The sequence below is a fragment of the Cellulophaga sp. 3_MG-2023 genome (assembly GCF_030546975.1).
Classification (GTDB): Bacteria; Bacteroidota; Bacteroidia; order Flavobacteriales; family Flavobacteriaceae; genus Cellulophaga.
Genome location: NZ_JAUOPS010000005.1, coordinates 92584 through 110702 on the forward strand (window position 1 = coordinate 92584; position 18119 = coordinate 110702).

The 18119-nt window shown below is 33.0% G+C and carries 20 protein-coding genes; 11 read left to right on the forward strand and 9 right to left on the reverse strand.

What is annotated here, in order from left to right; translation table 11 throughout:
* Positions 1 to 130 precede the first annotated feature (130 nt).
* A complete protein-coding gene (gene rpsA, locus Q4487_RS13175; protein ID WP_100896843.1) occupies positions 131 to 1963 on the reverse strand; it encodes a 30S ribosomal protein S1 in 1833 nt (610 codons plus the stop codon).
* 272 nt (positions 1964 to 2235) lie between these two features.
* Here rpsA and Q4487_RS13180 point away from each other — a divergent pair, with 272 nt between their 5' ends.
* Positions 2236 to 2616, forward strand: coding sequence for a LysM peptidoglycan-binding domain-containing protein (locus tag Q4487_RS13180; protein ID WP_100895471.1), 381 nt, complete (start codon positions 2236 to 2238; stop codon positions 2614 to 2616).
* Between the two features lie 57 nt (positions 2617 to 2673).
* Here Q4487_RS13180 and cmk read toward each other — a convergent pair whose 3' ends face one another.
* Positions 2674 to 3366, reverse strand: coding sequence for a (d)CMP kinase (gene cmk, locus Q4487_RS13185; protein WP_303543516.1), 693 nt, complete (start codon positions 3364 to 3366; stop codon positions 2674 to 2676).
* 55 nt (positions 3367 to 3421) lie between these two features.
* A complete protein-coding gene (lon, locus tag Q4487_RS13190) occupies positions 3422 to 5866 on the reverse strand; it encodes an endopeptidase La (protein WP_100895469.1) in 2445 nt (814 codons plus the stop codon).
* A 218-nt stretch (positions 5867 to 6084) separates the two neighbouring features.
* Here lon and Q4487_RS13195 point away from each other — a divergent pair, with 218 nt between their 5' ends.
* The 4 genes from Q4487_RS13195 to Q4487_RS13210 are packed head-to-tail and all read left to right on the forward strand — an operon-like array spanning position 6085 to position 8979.
* Positions 6085 to 6642 carry an RNA polymerase sigma factor gene (locus Q4487_RS13195; protein ID WP_100895468.1) on the forward strand — a complete coding sequence of 186 codons (558 nt, stop codon included), beginning with the start codon at positions 6085 to 6087 and terminating at the stop codon, positions 6640 to 6642.
* The gene (locus tag Q4487_RS13200) at positions 6639 to 7187 is read left to right on the forward strand and encodes a hypothetical protein (protein ID WP_303543513.1); all 549 of its coding nucleotides are present in this window, start codon (positions 6639 to 6641) and stop codon (positions 7185 to 7187) included. The genes Q4487_RS13195 and Q4487_RS13200 overlap by 4 nt, the downstream gene beginning before the upstream one ends.
* Complete coding sequence (locus Q4487_RS13205) at positions 7168 to 8244, forward strand: hypothetical protein (protein ID WP_303543660.1); 1077 nt, start codon at positions 7168 to 7170, stop codon at positions 8242 to 8244. The genes Q4487_RS13200 and Q4487_RS13205 overlap by 20 nt, the downstream gene beginning before the upstream one ends.
* A gap of 12 nt (positions 8245 to 8256) precedes the next feature.
* Positions 8257 to 8979, forward strand: coding sequence for a head GIN domain-containing protein (locus Q4487_RS13210; RefSeq protein WP_303543511.1), 723 nt, complete (start codon positions 8257 to 8259; stop codon positions 8977 to 8979).
* Positions 8980 to 9057: 78 nt separating this feature from the next.
* On the opposite strand, the gene Q4487_RS13215 is transcribed toward Q4487_RS13210, so the two are convergent.
* A complete protein-coding gene (locus tag Q4487_RS13215; protein ID WP_303543508.1) occupies positions 9058 to 10377 on the reverse strand; it encodes an MFS transporter in 1320 nt (439 codons plus the stop codon).
* 82 nt (positions 10378 to 10459) lie between these two features.
* A complete protein-coding gene (locus tag Q4487_RS13220) occupies positions 10460 to 11269 on the reverse strand; it encodes a M48 family metallopeptidase (RefSeq protein WP_303543506.1) in 810 nt (269 codons plus the stop codon).
* Between the two features lie 171 nt (positions 11270 to 11440).
* Here Q4487_RS13220 and Q4487_RS13225 point away from each other — a divergent pair, with 171 nt between their 5' ends.
* From Q4487_RS13225 to Q4487_RS13250, 6 genes are all read left to right on the forward strand, one after another.
* Positions 11441 to 11977 (forward strand): collagen-like protein, encoded by a 537-nt coding sequence (locus Q4487_RS13225; protein WP_303543504.1) that lies wholly within the window; start codon positions 11441 to 11443, stop codon positions 11975 to 11977.
* Positions 11978 to 12099: 122 nt separating this feature from the next.
* Positions 12100 to 12591, forward strand: a complete 492-nt coding sequence (gene msrB, locus Q4487_RS13230; RefSeq protein ID WP_303543658.1) for a peptide-methionine (R)-S-oxide reductase MsrB — start codon at positions 12100 to 12102, stop codon at positions 12589 to 12591.
* Entirely contained in the window at positions 12588 to 12989 is a 402-nt protein-coding gene (msrB, locus tag Q4487_RS13235; protein ID WP_303543502.1) for a peptide-methionine (R)-S-oxide reductase MsrB, read from the forward strand. Before msrB (Q4487_RS13230) ends, msrB (Q4487_RS13235) begins: the two co-directional genes overlap by 4 nt.
* Before the next feature lie 11 nt (positions 12990 to 13000).
* Positions 13001 to 13528, forward strand: a complete 528-nt coding sequence (locus tag Q4487_RS13240; RefSeq protein WP_303543500.1) for a DUF1572 family protein — start codon at positions 13001 to 13003, stop codon at positions 13526 to 13528.
* Between the two features lie 329 nt (positions 13529 to 13857).
* Complete coding sequence (gene lpdA / locus Q4487_RS13245; RefSeq protein WP_100895459.1) at positions 13858 to 15249, forward strand: dihydrolipoyl dehydrogenase; 1392 nt, start codon at positions 13858 to 13860, stop codon at positions 15247 to 15249.
* Between the two features lie 81 nt (positions 15250 to 15330).
* Positions 15331 to 15621 carry a DUF3817 domain-containing protein gene (locus Q4487_RS13250; RefSeq protein WP_100895458.1) on the forward strand — a complete coding sequence of 97 codons (291 nt, stop codon included), beginning with the start codon at positions 15331 to 15333 and terminating at the stop codon, positions 15619 to 15621.
* Positions 15622 to 15630: 9 nt separating this feature from the next.
* Here the strand turns inward: Q4487_RS13250 and Q4487_RS13255 are convergent, their stop codons facing one another.
* The 4 genes from Q4487_RS13255 to Q4487_RS13270 all read right to left on the reverse strand — a co-directional run bounded on the left by Q4487_RS13255 (position 15631) and on the right by Q4487_RS13270 (position 18103).
* Positions 15631 to 16362 (reverse strand): diphthine--ammonia ligase, encoded by a 732-nt coding sequence (locus Q4487_RS13255; protein ID WP_303543496.1) that lies wholly within the window; start codon positions 16360 to 16362, stop codon positions 15631 to 15633.
* 9 nt (positions 16363 to 16371) lie between these two features.
* The gene (gene aroQ, locus Q4487_RS13260; RefSeq protein ID WP_100895456.1) at positions 16372 to 16794 is read right to left on the reverse strand and encodes a type II 3-dehydroquinate dehydratase; all 423 of its coding nucleotides are present in this window, start codon (positions 16792 to 16794) and stop codon (positions 16372 to 16374) included.
* 78 nt (positions 16795 to 16872) lie between these two features.
* Positions 16873 to 17376, reverse strand: a complete 504-nt coding sequence (locus Q4487_RS13265; protein ID WP_100895455.1) for an outer membrane beta-barrel protein — start codon at positions 17374 to 17376, stop codon at positions 16873 to 16875.
* A gap of 175 nt (positions 17377 to 17551) precedes the next feature.
* Positions 17552 to 18103 carry a hypothetical protein gene (locus Q4487_RS13270; RefSeq protein ID WP_303543493.1) on the reverse strand — a complete coding sequence of 184 codons (552 nt, stop codon included), beginning with the start codon at positions 18101 to 18103 and terminating at the stop codon, positions 17552 to 17554.
* Positions 18104 to 18119 lie beyond the last annotated feature (16 nt).

The window sequence follows — 18119 nt, forward strand, 5'->3', positions numbered from 1 at the left end:
TTTACTATGCTATTATTTTTTTAGACTGATGTTGGTTACGTTAGCCAATATCAACAATTTAACTTAAAAAATTAAGCATAAAAAAAGCCTAAACTTTCGTTTAGGCTTTTAAATTTATTAAAATGTGAGCTTACTTTTTGTTAGCTGCATCCATTTTATCTTTTAACGCTTGTAAAGCTTCGTTAGCATCACCTAAAGTTGGCTTAGCTTCATCAGCTGCAGCAGATTGTCTTTTAACAGCTGCTTTTACATTACGTTGCTCTTCTTCTCTGAAGATTGCAGTATGACTAGCAACAACTCTCTTAAATTCTTTGTTGAATTCAATGATTTTAAAGTCTGCTTCTTCACCTTTAGCAATTTTCTTACCGTCTTCTTTTTCTAAGTGACGAGTTGGTACAAATGCTGCAATGTCTTCGTTAAAGTTAACAATTGCTCCTTTGTCTACTATCTCATCAATAGTTCCTTTGTGAACAGAGTCTAAAGCAAATTCAGTCTCATATTTATCCCAAGGGTTTTCGGTAGTTTGTTTATGACCTAAACTAAGTTTACGTGCATCAACATCTAATTCTAATACCTCTACTTCTAAAGTTTCACCAACAGTTACAAACTCAGATGGGTGCTTAATTTTCTTAGTCCAAGAAAGATCAGAAATATAAATTAAACCATCTATACCTTCTTCCATTTCTACAAACACACCAAAGTTAGTAAAGTTACGTACTATACCTTTATGTCTAGAGTTTACTGGGTATTTAGATACAATATCAGTCCATGGATCTGGAGTTAATTGCTTAATACCAAGAGACATTTTACGGTCATCACGATCTAAAGTTAAGATTTGAGCTTCTATCTCATCACCAACTTTTACAAAATCCTGAGCTGAACGCAAGTGCGTAGACCAAGACATTTCAGAAACGTGTACTAAACCTTCAACACCTTCAGCAACTTCAATAAATGCACCGTAATCTGCTATAACAACTACTTTACCTTTAACTTTGTCACCAACTTTCATTTCTTCGCTAAGCGCTTCCCATGGGTGCTTCTCTAACTGCTTAAGACCTAATTGGATTCTAGATTTGTTATCATCAAAATCTAAAATTACAACGTTCATTTTCTGATCTAACTCAACAACCTCATTAGGGTGGTTAATTCTAGACCAAGAAAGATCTGTAATGTGGATTAAACCATCTACACCACCAAGATCAATAAACACACCGTAAGAAGTAATGTTTTTAACAACACCTTCTAATACTTGTCCTTTTTCTAATTGACCTATAATTTCTTTCTTCTGCTCTTCAATATCAGCTTCAATTAAAGCTTTATGAGAAACAACTACGTTCTTAAATTCTTGGTTAATCTTAACAACCTTGAATTCCATGTTTTTACCAACATACTGATCGTAATCTCTAATTGGCTTCACGTCTATTTGAGAACCTGGCAAGAATGCTTCAATTCCAAATACATCTACGATCATACCACCTTTAGTTCTGCACTTAACAAAACCATTAACGATTTCTTCTTTCTCACAAGCGTTATTAACTCTATCCCAAGCCTTAATTGTTCTAGCTTTTCTGTGAGATAATACTAATTGTCCACTTTTGTCTTCACGAATATCAATTAAAACCTCAACGTTGTCACCAACTTTAAGATCTGGATTGTAACGGAATTCGTTTAAAGATATAACACCTTCAGACTTAGCGTTAATATCAATAATAGCTTCACGCTCAGTTAAATGAACAACTTTACCTGTAACTACTTCTTCATCTGCAGTATCTACGAAGTTTTCAGCAACCATTGCCTCAAACTCTTCTAATTTAGAATCGTCTACACGCTCAATTCCTTCTTCGTACTTATCCCAATCAAATTCAGCCAAAAATTCTTTTGGATCTTGCTTAGGTGTAACTGCTTTTACTTCTGTTGCCGGTGTAGATTCCTCTACTTGGGCGTTGTTTTTCTCTTCAGCCATTTGCTGATTAAAATTTGTATTTTGCAATGTTATAAGAGTTATACTTCCACTGCAAAAGATGTTATATAAGTTTTGTTTACTCCCTTTTCCTCTTACACTACCGTTAAAAAGGGGTGCAAAAATACAACTTATTACTTATTAAAACAAGTACTGTTTTTAACTAATTTTCAGGCATTTACAAAATCTACATGCTTTTTTAGATTTTTTACTTTACAATTGATCTAATATTTACTATATTAGGCATTAGTAATTAACTATAAATAATAAACATTATGAGCGTAAAAGCGAAATACCAGTCTGTTTTAGACCTAGGTGAAAAATTAGCCATTAAAGACGGAGATGTTACTGAAGAAGGTGGCGTTTTAAAAATAAAAGGACAAGCTGCAACACAGTACGAAAAAAACTTAATTTGGGATAAAATTAAAGAAGTTGGTGGTGATAGTCCTGCAGATGTTAAAGCTAACATTACTGTAGCAGATGAATCTGTATACCACAGACATACTGTACAAGGTGGAGAGTCTTTAAGTAAAATTGCAAAGCATTACTACGGTGACCCAATGAAATACAAGCAGATTTTTGAAGCTAATACTGGTCTTCTTAAAAATCCTGATGTTATACACCCTGACCAAGTTTTGGTAATACCAAATTTATAAAATACAGCGGTTTAAAAGAAAACGGCAATCTAAATTTAGATTGCCGTTTTTTTATGCTTATTGTTTTTCTATTACTCGTAATGCGTAATTGTGCATACGCTCAAACTGTTCTGCTAATCCCATATCGCTATTATCAAACTCTATTGCGTCTTTAGATAATATAAGCGGAGATTCTTTACGGGTAGAGTCTATATGATCTCTGCTACGTACATTTTTAAGAACATCATCATATGTTACGTCATCTCCCCTGTCTATTAATTCTTTGTAACGCCTGTGAGCTCTTGTTTCTGGTGACGCTGTCATAAAAACTTTAAACTCAGCATCAGGAAAAACAACAGAACCTATATCTCTGCCGTCCATAACAATACCTTTTTCCTTACCCATTGCTTGTTGCATTTCTACAAGCTTTACACGTACTTCTTTTATAGCTGCAACTTTACTTACCAATTTAGAAACCGCAAGAGTTCTAATTTCTTTTTCTACATTTTCATCATTTAAATACATTTCTGAAAATCCTAAATCTTCATTATGCACAAATTTTAAATTGATGTTAGGCAAATCTGCTATTAATGCAGCAAAATCATCACTTGTTTCTGACACAAAACCTTTTTTTACTGCATAAAGTGTTACTGCTCTATACATTGCTCCTGTATCTACATACACATAACCCAGTGCTTTAGCTAATTGTTTTGCTATGGTACTTTTTCCGGTTGATGAATACCCATCTATAGCAATTGTAATTTTTTTCATATTAATATGCTTAAAATAAAGGCTATCTAAATTTAATTAAATAGCCTTTGGTATACTAGATTTTCTTTGCGTTTTTTACTTTTTGGTCTGTTACAGCAATATCTATAACCTGACTCATATCTGTTACATAGTGAAAAGTAAGTCCTTTTAGATAATCTTCTTTAATTTCTAAAATATCTTTGCGGTTGTCTTCACACAAAATTATTTCTTTAATTCTTGCTCTTTTGGCTGCCAAAATTTTCTCTTTAATACCACCTACAGGCAATACTTTACCACGTAATGTAATTTCACCTGTCATTGCTAGGCTCTTTTTAACCTTGCGTTGTGTAAATAAAGAAACTAAGGAAGTTAACATTGTTACCCCTGCACTAGGACCATCTTTTGGAGTAGCACCTTCTGGCACGTGTATGTGAACATTATACTTGTCAAAAATATCGTCTTTAATTCCAAAATAATCTGAATTAGATTTTATGTACTCTAGAGCAATGGTAGCAGACTCTTTCATAACCTTTCCTAGGTTACCTGTAATATTCATAGCTCCTTTACCTTTAGATAAAATAGACTCTATAAATAAAATATCTCCACCAACACTTGTCCAAGCTAAGCCAGTTACAACACCTGCAACATCGTTATTCTCGTACTTATCTCTTTCTAACCTTGCTGGGCCAAGAACTTTTTCTACAATCTCGTTGGTTACTTTAACCTCGTATTCTTCTTCTGTTGCTATAGATTTTGCGGCAAAACGTACCATTTTAGCTATTTGCTTATCTAAAGAACGTACACCAGACTCTCTTGTATAACCTTCTACTATTTTCTCTAATTGCGCCTTACCTATTTTTAAGTCTTTGGTTTTTAAACCGTGCTCTTTTAATTGCTTAGGCAACAAGTGTCTTTTTGCTATTTCTACTTTTTCTTCAATAGTATAACCAGACACGTTTATAATTTCCATACGATCTCTAAGCGCTGGCTGTATTGCACCAAGGTTGTTTGCAGTTGCTATAAACATCACCTTAGACAAATCGTACCCAACTTCTAAGAAATTGTCATAAAACTCGTTGTTTTGTTCTGGGTCTAAAACTTCTAACATTGCAGAAGAAGGATCTCCTTGATGACTATTAGATAACTTATCTATTTCATCTAAAACAAAAACAGGATTAGAGTGCTCTGCCTTTTTAATGTTTTTTAAAACTCTACCTGGCATAGCGCCAATATATGTTTTACGGTGTCCTCTAATTTCAGACTCATCTCGCAAGCCACCTAAAGACATTCTAACATAGCTTCTACCTAAGGCTTCTGCTATAGATTTACCTAAAGATGTTTTACCTGTACCTGGAGGTCCGTACAAACATAAAATAGGAGATTTCATATCATTTCTTAGCTTTAAAACTGCTAAATACTCTATAATTCTCTTTTTAACATCTTCTAACCCGTAATGATCTCTATCTAATATTCTTTGAGCCTCTTTTAAGTCAAACTTATCTGTAGAGTAATCTCCCCAAGGTAAATCAACAAAAAAGTCTAAGTAATTACGCTGTATGGCATATTCCGCTACTTGCGGATTCATACGTTGCATTTTACTAATTTCCTTATTAAAATACTCTCTTTCTTTTTTAGTAAACTTTTTATTTTTAGCTCTTTCTCTTAATTCTGCCAACTCATCTTCTGCCGTAGCGCCACCACCCAATTCTTCTTGTATGGTTCTCATTTGTTGGTGCAAAAAGTACTCTCTTTGCTGGCGGTCCATATCTGTACGTACCTTAGACTGAATATCGTTTTTTAATTGCAGTTTCTGCATTTCAACATTCATAAACTTTAAAGTAGCTAATGCTCTTTCTTTTAAGTTCTCTATCTCTAACAACTCTTGTTTGTCTTTTACAGGTAACCTTAAGTTAGATGATACAAAGTTTATTAAAAAAGAGTTACTTTCTATGTTTTTAATAGCAAATGAAGCCTCACTAGGAATATTTGGACTTTCTGATATTACCTTTAAAGCCATCTCTTTAATAGACTCTATAATAGCTTTAAACTCTGGAGTTTCTTCTTCTCCTCTAACCTCTTTAGTTTCGCGCACTGTAGCGGTCATATAAGGTTTTTCGGTTAATACTTCTGCAACCTCAAACCTTTTTTTACCTTGTATTATTACCGTAGTGTTGCCATCTGGCATTTTTAAAACACGTAATATTCTGGCAACAGTACCTAGAGTATGTATATCATCTACACCTGGATTTTCTGTTTCTTCATCTTTTTGTGCAACAACACCAATAACTTTAGATCCGTTATTAGCATCTTTTATTAAATGTATAGACGCATCTCTACCAGCAGTAATGGGAACAACAACTCCTGGGAATAATACCGTATTACGCAATGGTAATATTGGTAATGTTTCTGGCAATTGCTCTTTACTCATTTCCTCCTCGTCTTCAGGTGTTAATAATGGTATAAGCTCCGCCTCCTCATTAATACCTTGCAGCGCCAAATTGTCAAATTCTGAATCTCGCATAGTTATATTTCAGTCATTCTGTCATAAAATAAAAACAGAAATCTATTATTAAATTTTATTTATTTTTATCAATACTAAGTAAAAGCCTATATAACGTAGCTTGTACCGTACTTTAATCCTTTATATAAAGTCAATTCTTATGCCAATACCAAGCAGATTGAAAAAAAATTGTAACAATTAAATCAATCTATCATCTATAAAACAAACCATACATTTTTTTGAGCCAACAAAAAGAACATATCAATACTTTATTGCTACAATGCAAGCAAGGTAAGCAAAGTGCACAGCTAGAGATCTATAACCGGTACTATAAAGCAATGCACAACACCGCATACCGAATTGTAAAACATAGCGCCGAAGCAGAGGATATTATGCAAGAATCGTTTTTAAGTGCATTTACAAAATTACATACCTATAAAGGTGAAGTAGCTTTTGGTGCTTGGTTAAAACGAATAGTAATTAACAATAGTATTTACCAATACAGAAAGCAACAAAAAAACACAGTAGTTGCTTTAGATGATATTATGTACAGGGTCAAAGATAATGATAGTAGTACAAAAGATGATGGTGAAACACAGTTGAAGGCTCAAAAAGTGATGGATGCCATGCAACATTTAAAAGACAACTATAGAATTTCTTTGACCTTACATTTAATTGAAGGGTATGACTATGAAGAAATAAGTGAAATAATGAATATTAGTTATGCAAATTGTAGAACTACAATTTCTAGAGCTAAAGAAAGTTTGCGTAAACAATTAACTAGCGCTTGCATATGAAAAACAATACAGACATAGATAATTTATTTAAAGAGTTAAAAGGTAGTTTTGACACTCAAGAACCTAGTACTACACATACTGCTAATTTTATAGAGAAGCTTAATGCTACAAAAAAAACACCTAAAAAATTCTCTTGGAAACTATTTGCAATTGCAGCATCTATAGCATTTTTATGTGCAATAGGTTTTACACTATTTTACCAAAAGCAAACCACTAACGAGCAAATTGCAGAAATAGCTCCAGAGGTAAATGAAACTAAATTTTATTTTGCCAGCTTAATTAACACCCAAGTAAACGAACTAAAAAAAGAAACATCCCCTAGCACAAAAAAAATTATAGATGATACTCTTATACAACTAAATAAATTAGAGAGCGACTATAAAAAGCTAGAAAAAAACCTATTAAATGGTGGTAACACCAAACTAATACTAAGCGCCATAATTACCAATTACCAAACCAGAATAGATCTTATAAAAGATGTAATGGCACAAATTGATACTATTAAAAATTTAAAGAAATATAATGATGAAAACTCTACACTATAAGTTTATAACTTTACTACTACTTACTATTCCTATTTTAAGCATTGCTAACAATGACAAGGGAAAATACACTAAGGAAAAAACCATTAAAAAAGAATTTAGTGTAAATACAAATGCATTTTTAAAAGTAAATAATAAGTACGGCAACCTAAATATTACCTCTTGGGATCAAAACCGTATAGAAATAGAAGTACACATAAAAACCAGTGGAAATAATGAGGAAAAAGTACAGCGTAAATTAGATGATATTACAATTAGTTTTAAAGGTTCTAGTAGCAACGTATCTGCAAAAACTAATATAAATAAAACCAGTAGTTGGGGTTGGGGTAATAGCAACAATGTTAATATGCAAATTAACTACACCATTAAACTACCTGTTAAAAATAATATTGACTTAACTAATGACTATGGTTCTATTACTTTAGATAGAATTGATGGGCACGCAACTATAAACTGTGATTATGGCAGACTAGATATTGGCGAACTTAGAGGGCGTAACAACAACTTAAATTTTGATTACACTTCTAAATCTGAAATAGATTATATTAATAGTGCTAAAATTGATGCAGATTACTCTGGCTTTACCATTACAAAAGCTGGTAATTTAGATTTAAATACAGATTACACTAGCGCCTCTATAATCAAAATGGAAAATTTAGTTTACAATAGTGATTACGGGAGTTTATCTGTAAGCGAGGCAAAAAATATTGAAGGTAATGGCGATTATATTAGTATTAAGCTAGGTAAAATTAATGGCAACGTATCTTTAAATGCAGACTATGGCTCTATTAAAATTGCTGAGCTCACAGAAAACGCTGGCAACATTACTATTAATGCTGATTATACTGGAGTAAAAATTGGACACAACCCTAATTACAACTTTAAGTTTGAACTTAAATCTTCATACGGGGGAATAAACGGTGTAGACAATTGTAACATAAATGTTAAAGAAGTTAAAAACTCACAAAAATATTATAAAGGCTCTTGCGGATCAGAAAACAGCAATAACTTTGTATACATAGCTACCGAATACGGAAGCATATCAATACATAAAAACTAAAAAACACTTAAAATGAAAAAAATAATAACACTTAGTCTAGCTCTAACCTTAACTTTTGCAGCAAATGCACAGTGGGGAAAACGTGTAAAAGGAAACGGAAATATTACTACAGATACTAGAAACGTTGGAGATTATGAAGCAATTTCTTTATCTGGTTTTTTTGATGTAGAGCTTATAGATGGTAAAGAAGGAAAAATTACTATCCAAGGAGATGAAAACATTATTAATCATATTAAAACAGAAGTTAAAAACGGAAAACTGGTAATTAAGGCTGAAAAAGGAATGAATTTAACTCCGTCTAGAAACAGCAAATTGTTAGTTACTGTACCTGTAGAACACATAAATGAAGCAACATTATCTGGCTCTGGCGATATAGTTGGCAAAACAACCTTAGTTAGCAATACTTTTGAAACTAGTATTTCTGGCTCAGGTGACATAAGCCTAAAAGTTAAAACAAAAGAACTAAAAGCATCTATGTCTGGGTCTGGAGATATTAATTTAAGTGGCTCTGCAACCGACTTTACTGTTAGAGTATCTGGTTCTGGTGATATCTCTGCATATGATTTAGAAGCAGACTATGTAAAAGCATTAGTATCTGGTTCTGCAGATATTAAAGTTACCGCTAAAGAAACTATAGACGCTAGAGTATCTGGTTCTGGTGATATTAGGTACCGAGGGAATCCTAAAAAAATAGAAAGTAAAACTTCTGGTTCTGGTGGTATTTCTAAAGGATAATAATAATAATAATAATACAAAAAAGGAGGTTGCGTTTTGCAACCTCCTTTTTATTTAAAATCAATAGATTTAAAATATTTATTTTTTATCTACTCGTAAAAGCAATACTACACCTGCTATAAAAAATATGGCTAAAAACACAATAGCATTACGCATACTACCTGTTACTTGTGCTACAAAACCATATAAAAAGGTTCCTATTACAATTCCTATTTTCTCTGCAACATCATAAAAACTAAAAAAAGAGGTAGTATCTTTAGTATCTGGCAAAAACTTAGAGTAAGTAGACCTAGACAACGCTTGTATACCTCCCATAACCAAGCCTACACAACCAGCTCCTATGTAAAAATCTATAGGCGTTATCATATAAAATGCATAAATACATATTACTACCCATAATATATTTACCACTACAAGTGTTTTTACATTACCAAACTTTTTAGATGCTGCTGCTGTCACTAATGCTCCAAGAATAGCAACTATTTGTATCACTAAAATACTTACTATTAGGCCTGTTGTACGCTCCTTATCTGTCCCCCAAGCAATTTCTTCTTCTCCAAAATAAGTAGCAATTAGCATTACTGTTTGCACAGCCATACTGTATACAAAAAAAGCTATTAAATAACGCTTCAATTTTACCTGACTACCAAGTTGCCCCCAAACTCCTTTTAACTCTTTAAAACCATTTAAAATTACATTTTTACGGTCGCCCTCCTGCTTATTTCCTTTAGGCAAGTAGTAAAATGTATATTGACTAAAAATAATCCACCAAATACCAACAGTAACAAAAGAATATTTCATTGCTTTTAGCTCTGCAATACCCTCAGAATCTGTTTCAATTCCAAAAAACTCCGGTTTCATCACCATCAACAAATTAAAAAGCAATAATATAACACTGCCTGCATAGCCCATAGAAAAACCTTTGGCACTAATAGCATCCATCTGCTCTGGGTGGGCAACATCTGGCAAATAAGAATTGTTTATAGCAAAACTCACCCAAAAACCAACTAACCCCATAAAAAAACAAAGCAAACCAAAGTATAAATTATCTAATGAAAACCAATACAAACCAATACATGAAACTCCGCCTAAATAGCAAAAGAATTTCATAAACATTCTTTTATTCCCTAGATAATCTGCAACGCCAGAAATTAAAGGTGTAATAATGGCAATAAATACAAATGCTAAAGATGTAGTATAACTAATTAAAGGAGCTCTAGCAATTTCGCCACCAAAAATGGTTACTTTTTCTATGTTTGCTGCTCTAAAAAGTGCTCCATAAAAAATAGGAAAAATAGCAGATGCTATTACTAAACTGTAAACTGAGTTTGCCCAATCATAAAAAGCCCAGGCGTTTAATAGCTTTTTACTTCCTTTTACTAATGCAATACTGGTCATATAAAAAAATTAGAGCTGTTCAAATTTGGTTTTGAACAGCTCTAATATACAATTATAAATGAATTTTACTTTTATACTACAATTACTTAAAAGTAGTTACACCAAATTTCTTAGCTTCTTCTTTAGCTGCAGGTGCCCAAGCTGTTAAATTACTTATTCTAGTATCGTTAGATGGGTGTGTACTCATAAACTCTGGCTGAGATTGTCCTCCACTATTGGCTTTCATTCTTTTCCAAAGCTCTGCTGCTTCGTCTGGGTTATAACCTGCAATTGCCATAATTTGCAAACCAATACGATCTGCTTCTGTTTCATGACCCCTACTAAAAGGTAACATTACCCCTACTTGAGATCCTACACCGTATGCCTGGTTAAATGTATTTTTTGCTCCTTCATCCTTAATTAAAACATTACCTGCAACAGCACCTATTTGCTGTAACTGCCCTGCAGACATACGTTGCGCTCCGTGATCTGCTAACGCGTGCGCCACTTCATGCCCCATAACTACAGCTATACCTGTTTCATCTTGACAAATTGGTAAAATACCTGTGTAAAAAACAATTTTACCTCCTGGCATACACCAAGCGTTTACCGTATTATCATCTACCAAGTTATATTCCCATTTGTAATCCTGTAAATACCCAGGATACCCATTTGCTGTTAACCAACGTTCTGCTGCTGAAGCTATACGTTGCCCTACAGAGGCAATCATCCTTGCTTCACTAGTACCTGTTATTGTTTTGTTTTCAGTTAAAAACTGATCATATTGCGCAAAAGCAGTAGGAAATATTGAACTGTTTGGGTACATATTTAATGTTTTCTTTCCTGTAAACGGATTTGTTTTACAAGCAGAAACTGCTAAAAAAATAGTTAATACTAATAATATCTTCTTCATAATAGTAATGTGTTTAGTGTGCTTTTAAAAATACAAAAATATTCTATGTTGCTATAATATCATAGATATAATCTTAATTCTTTAGTTGATATGCAAAATAAATTTTCTAATTTTAAATTTGGAACGCTTTTTGAAACATCAAAAAAGAAAACGAAATAAAACAGATATCTTATGAAAAAAATTACCTTAACAATAGCAGCAATATTTGCATTAGTATTAACAGCTTGCAGTGGCTCTGACGGAAGAGATGGAATTGACGGACAAGACGGAGTTGATGCAATTGGCAGTGTCTACCAGGTTACTGGAGATTTTAACATTGGAAACAATTACACATTAACTTTTGAATTTCCTACTGCTGTAGAAGTTTTTGAGTCTGATGTTGTTTTAGTTTATATTTTATGGGAACAAGTTGATGGTACTGATGGGCAACCTATAAATGTATGGCGCTTAATGCCCCAAACTAGATTGTTAGACCGAGGTACTTTAATTTATAATTATGACCATACTTTTGTAGATGCAAATTTCTTTTTAGAGTCTGATTTTGACTTATCTACTTTAGCTACTGGTGACACAGACAATCAAACATTTAGAGTTGCTATTTTACCTGCAGATGCTGTTAACGGCAAATTAGATACTAGCAATATTAATGATGTTATGGGTATTTTAGATACCAAAGAAGAAGATGTTATACAGGTTTCTTTAAAATAAGAATAGCTTACAATATTATAAGCCTCTACTTATTACTAGTAGGGGCTTTTTTTATGTCTTTAATTTGATAGGAATTGCGTTTAAAATCGACTAAATTTGAATAACCTTAAAATATAAAGATGATGTATAAAAAATTACTAATTTTAAGTGTAGTAGCGCTATTTATAAGTTGCAAAGGAAACTCGCAAAAAACTAAAGAAGCTACAAAAAAACAAGACTTAGCAAAAATTGAAAAAACAGATGCTCAGTGGAAAAAAGAATTAACACCTTTACAATATAACGTATTACGCAAAGCAGGTACAGAACGTGCTTTTTCTAGCAATCTTTTAGAAATTAAAGAAAAAGGAATTTATAGCTGTGCTGCTTGCGACACTCCTTTGTTTAAAAGTGAACATAAATTTAAGTCTGGTACCGGATGGCCTAGTTTTGATAGAACAATAGAAGGCAATGTTGCTTTTGATGTTGATTATAAAATTGGATACAAGCGTACAGAAGAACATTGCGCTGTTTGCGGCGGACATTTAGGTCACGTTTTTAACGACGGACCAAAAACAACAGGAGAAAGACACTGTATTAACGGTGCTGCTTTAAAATTTACACCTACAAAACAATGAGTAAAAAATATACTGTAGAAAAAACAGAAGAAGAGTGGAAAGCTGAACTTCCCGCGCAATCTTACAACGTTTTAAGAAATAAAGGGACAGAATACCCGCATACTGGTGAATTTAACCTGCACTTTAAAGATGGTAGCTACAATTGTAAAGGTTGTAACGCTAAACTTTTTGAAGCAGACCACAAGTTTGAAAGTGGTTGTGGATGGCCCTCTTTTGATAAAGCTATAGAAGGCTCTGTTGAATATATAAAGGATACAAGCCACGGAATGACACGAGTTGAAACTGTTTGCGCTAATTGTGGCGGACATTTAGGTCACGTTTTTGATGATGGACCACAAGAAACAACAGGACAGCGCTACTGCATAAACTCTGCTAGTTTAAATTTTAATCCGTCTTAAAAAAGTAATTTATGAGTTTTGTTGATGACTATAAAGAAAGTATTCTGTTTGAGTTTCACCGAAACAAAACAATGGCAGAAAAAACATTTAACCAACTTACCAACCAAGATTTGCATTGGACTTATGGTGAAGCTGATAATAGCATTGCCATTATTGTAAAACATATGGTTGGCAATATGTTAAGCAGATGGACAAACTTTTTTACTGAAGATGGCGAAAAAGAATGGCGCAATAGAGAGTCCGAGTTTGTTGCTCCTTACCAAAATAAAGAAGAAATGCTAGTACATTGGAACAAAGGCTGGGATTGCTTATTTGCTGCAATAGATAGTATTAATGAAGATAATTTTAACAATAAAATTAAAATTAGAGCTGTAGAGCATTCTGTTATGGCAGCTGTAAGCAGGCAATTAGCTCACTACGCTGGGCATATTGCACAAATTGCTTACGTTGGCAGAATGCTAAAAGGTAAGCAATGGCAATCTCTCTCTATACCAGCAGGAAAATCTGATGAATTTAACAAACAAATGTTTAGCAAGTAACTGTTACTTACTTGTTAAACTTGTATAAAAAGTTGTTTTTATTTTATCCGCAGTTATAAAACTAAAGGTATAAGCAGCATCAAGCCAACTACAATAAATCAGAAATTATAATTGTTTAATTTTCTATAACATAAAAAAGGGTCGTAAAAAACTAAATTTTATTATTCTCTCCCTTAAAAATTGATTGTTTTTATGTGTAAAATATAAAGATAAGTACTAAAAAGTTAGCAATATGTTATTATTCATATTTATAGATTTTGGTAATTGCTAATTGATAATTGGTTTTGTACATTTGTGTGATTAAAATTAGAGACAAAAAAAGTATATATATGAGCAATTTTGATGTTATTGTTTTAGGTAGTGGACCAGGTGGTTATGTAACTGCAATTAGAGCTTCACAATTAGGTTTAAAAACAGCTATTGTAGAGAAAGAAAGTTTAGGCGGTGTATGTTTAAATTGGGGTTGTATCCCTACCAAAGCATTAATTAAATCTGCTCAGGTTTTTGAGTATTTAAAGCACGCGGGCGACTACGGTTTAAATGCTGATAATGTAGACAAGGACTTTGGTGCTATTATTAAGCGTAGCCGAGGTGTTGCTGAAGGTATGAGTAAAGGGGTTCAGTTTTTAATGAAAAAAAATAAAATTGAAGTCATTAACGGTTATGGAACTTTAAAGTCTGGCAAAAAGGTATCTGTCAAAGATGCAGACGGTAAAGAAACCGAATATAGTGCAGACCATATTGTTGTAGCAACTGGTGCACGTAGTAGAGAATTACCAAGTTTACCACAAGACGGTAAAAAAATTATAGGATATAGAGAAGCAATGTCTTTACCAGAACAACCTAAAAAAATGGTTGTTGTTGGTAGTGGTGCTATAGGTATGGAGTTTGCATACTTCTACAACTCTATTGGTACAGAGGTTACAGTGGTAGAATATTTACCAAGTGTAGTTCCTGTAGAGGACCAAGATATATCTAAACAATTAGAGCGTAGCTTTAAAAAAGCAGGTATAAAAGTAATGACTTCGTCTGAAGTTACTAAAGTAGATACTGCTGGTAACGGTGTTAGTGTACACGTTAAAACTAGTAAAGGAGAAGAAATTATACAGGCAGATGTTGTTTTATCTGCGGTAGGTATTAAAACTAACATAGAAAACATTGGTTTAGAAAATGTTGGTATTGCTACAGACAGAGATAAAATTATGGTAAATGATTATTACCAAACAAACATACCTGGTTACTACGCAATTGGAGATGTTACTCCTGGGCCAGCTTTAGCACACGTTGCTTCTGCAGAAGGTATTTTATGTGTAGAAAAAATAGCAGGTATGCACGTAGAGCCTATAGATTACGGTAACATACCAGGTTGTACTTACTGTATTCCAGAAATTGCTTCTGTTGGTTTAACAGAAAAACAAGCAAAAGAAAAAGGATTTGATTTAAAAATTGGAAAGTTCCCATTCTCTGCTAGTGGTAAAGCTAAAGCTTCTGGTACTCCAGAAGGTTTTGTTAAAGTTATTTTTGATGCTAAGTATGGTGAGTGGCTAGGTTGCCATATGATTGGTGCTGGTGTTACAGATATGATTGCTGAGGCTGTTGTTGCTCGTAAATTAGAAACTACAGGTCATGAAATACTAAAAGCTATACATCCACACCCAACAATGAGTGAAGCTGTTATGGAAGCCGTAGCAGATGCTTATGACGAGGTAATACACTTGTAGTAGTAATTAAACTTACTTATACAAAGCCTAAAGTCTAAGCGTATTTTACACTTAGGTTTTAGGCTTTTTAAATATTAAAATATGATTAAAGCATTTAGACTTATTGCAATATTAGAAGGAATATCTTACTTATTACTATTTGGTGTTGGTATGCCCTTAAAATATATGGCAGGGATTAAAGATCCTAACATATACATTGGTAATGCACACGGCATACTATTTATAGCATACGCTATATTGGCATTTTTTGTATGCAGACAATTAAAATGGGGTATAAAAAGATACGCTATACTATTTATAGCCTCCCTACTACCCTTTGGAACATTTTATATTGAAGAAAAATATTTTAGCCCTAAAGCATTAAAAGCGTAGGGCTTTTTTTTATTTATTAGGAAGAAGATCACAATACCAAAAGGAAGTATCCCAAGTAGTATCCTCATCTTTTTTAAAGCAATTGTCATCTTTATTAGTCGTTGGCGTATATCCTTTTTGTACTTTCTCCCCTACTGTAAAACGTACAGGATTTTTAAAAATAGGACCATCATACACAAACGTATGAAACTCTCCGTTTTCTCCACAAGGATCTACATTCTCTGGTAAATCGTTAAAAAAACTTTCATCTACCTCTCTACCAACAAAGGACTCATTTAGTAACTTAGCATTTACACAAACTGTAATTGCTTTAAACCCCAATTGCAACAACTCTTTTAGTAACTCTTTTGTATCTTGTTTCCAAAGCGGAAAAACGCCCTTTACACCAACTTCTTGGAGTTTCTCTTCTCTATACTTTTTTAAATCTTCTAAAAAAATATCTCCAAAAACTGCGTGTGTATATCCTTCTGTAATTAAGCTTTGCATTGCGGTTTTCATAACCTTATTGTAGGCAGACATAGATACATCTGCATTTAACTTAATAGTCTGTAAAGGCAGGCCAATAGCCTTTGCTTGCGCCTCTAAAAGCGGCAAACGTAAACCGTGCATAGACACTCTGTTAAAACTAGCATTTACAGAAGTTACAAGTCTATCTACTTTATGTGTTTTAGACTGTTGCATTTTATACAGTGCCAAGGCAGAGTCTTTACCACTACTCCAGTTAAAATATGTTTTATGCATTAAGAATATTTATTTTGATGCTAAAAAGCTCTGTATAGCCAAATCATAACTCTGTAAGCCAAAACCAAGTATTACGCCTTTAGCAACAGGAGATATATAAGATTGATGGCGAAATTCTTCACGCCCAAATGTATTAGAAATATGCACCTCTACAACTGGGGTTTCTATAGCTTTTATTGCATCACCAATACCAATAGATGTATGCGTGTATGCAGCAGCATTTAAAACAATACCATCATAACTAAAGCCCACTTCTTGTATTTTAGATATAAGCTCACCTTCGATATTAGACTGGTAATAACTTAACTCTATATTTTTATAAGTTAGTTGTAAGCCTGAAAAATAATCTACAAAAGTAGTATTACCATATATTGTTGGCTCTCTTTTACCTAAAAGGTTTAGGTTTGGCCCGTTAATTATAAGTATTTTCATATGGTAAAAATACTAAATATTACGCATAAAAAAAGGAAGCCAATTGGCTTCCTTTTAAATAATCTATATCAGTTATTTTTACAACTGAAACATAAATCCTATATTAAAAGTAGATGCATTTATATCATCTTCTAAACTAATACCGGCATATGATAAATTAAGCTCAATTGAATCTGCAATTCTGTACCCTAATTTAGGACGGTAATAAAAACCACCATCTACATTTTCCTTAAGGCCAAGAGCATAACCTAAATCTGTACCTATAGAAAAATCTTCTGTAATCATAAATTTAGCTACGGCAGCAATTGGCAAAAACTGAATATCATCTTGCTCTATTTCAATACCAGGACCTGCATCATAAGTTTTACCAAAATAGTGAGAATACCCAATAGTACCACCTGCGTAAAAAGTTTCTGAAACAGCTCCCAAATACTGTACATCCACACCTGCATTAAAGCCATAAAAATCATCCAAATCTCCCATTGGAATACCTAAATTAACACCTGCTCCAAAACCTTCTTGAGCCTGCGCTCCAAAAGTAAATCCTAAAACTGCAATAGCTACAATAAATAACTTTTTCATAAATAATAATTTTAATTTTTAGTTTATAATTATAGTATAAACTTAATTAAATAATTTAATCGACCTACAGAAAAAGTAGTATTTATATTAATTTATAGATTATTTAACAATATCAGTTGATAATAAAAAAGGCTACCTAAATTAGGTAGCCTTTAATATTATTAGCAAGTTTTATTTAGAAATGTAAAGCAAAACCTATGTTTAATTGGAAAACATCTTCATTAGCAAATGAATCATCATTTAAAGCTATGTTATAACGTAAACCTGGTTCAATACTAACATTTTCTCCTAAGAAAATAGCATAACCACCTTGTAAACCTAAAAAGCTTGGGTTTTCGTCAGCATCCTTAATACTAGTACCTGTATAATCAACTTGTACAGGAATCATACTAGCGATGTAATATTTAGCACCTACTTTATAAGAAAATGCACTTGAATCATCCCCTAAGTCTTGGTAACCTAAACCAACTTTTACCGCTAAATCATCAGCAACAAAGTAACCACCTTCAGCACCTAAAGACCATCTTGTTTCACCATCTACTGATGTTAAACCAAAAGAAGTACTAGCCGCTTGAGTTCCAGCTTGACCACCAAAACCAGTATTAGCTTCAATTAACCATTTACCTTGAGCAGTTTGACCACCGTTAGTAGAAGTAGCTGCATCTTGTGCTTGTGCAGCAAAAGTAAATCCTAGAGCTGTGATAGCTACAATAAATAACTTTTTCATAAAAATAATTTTAATT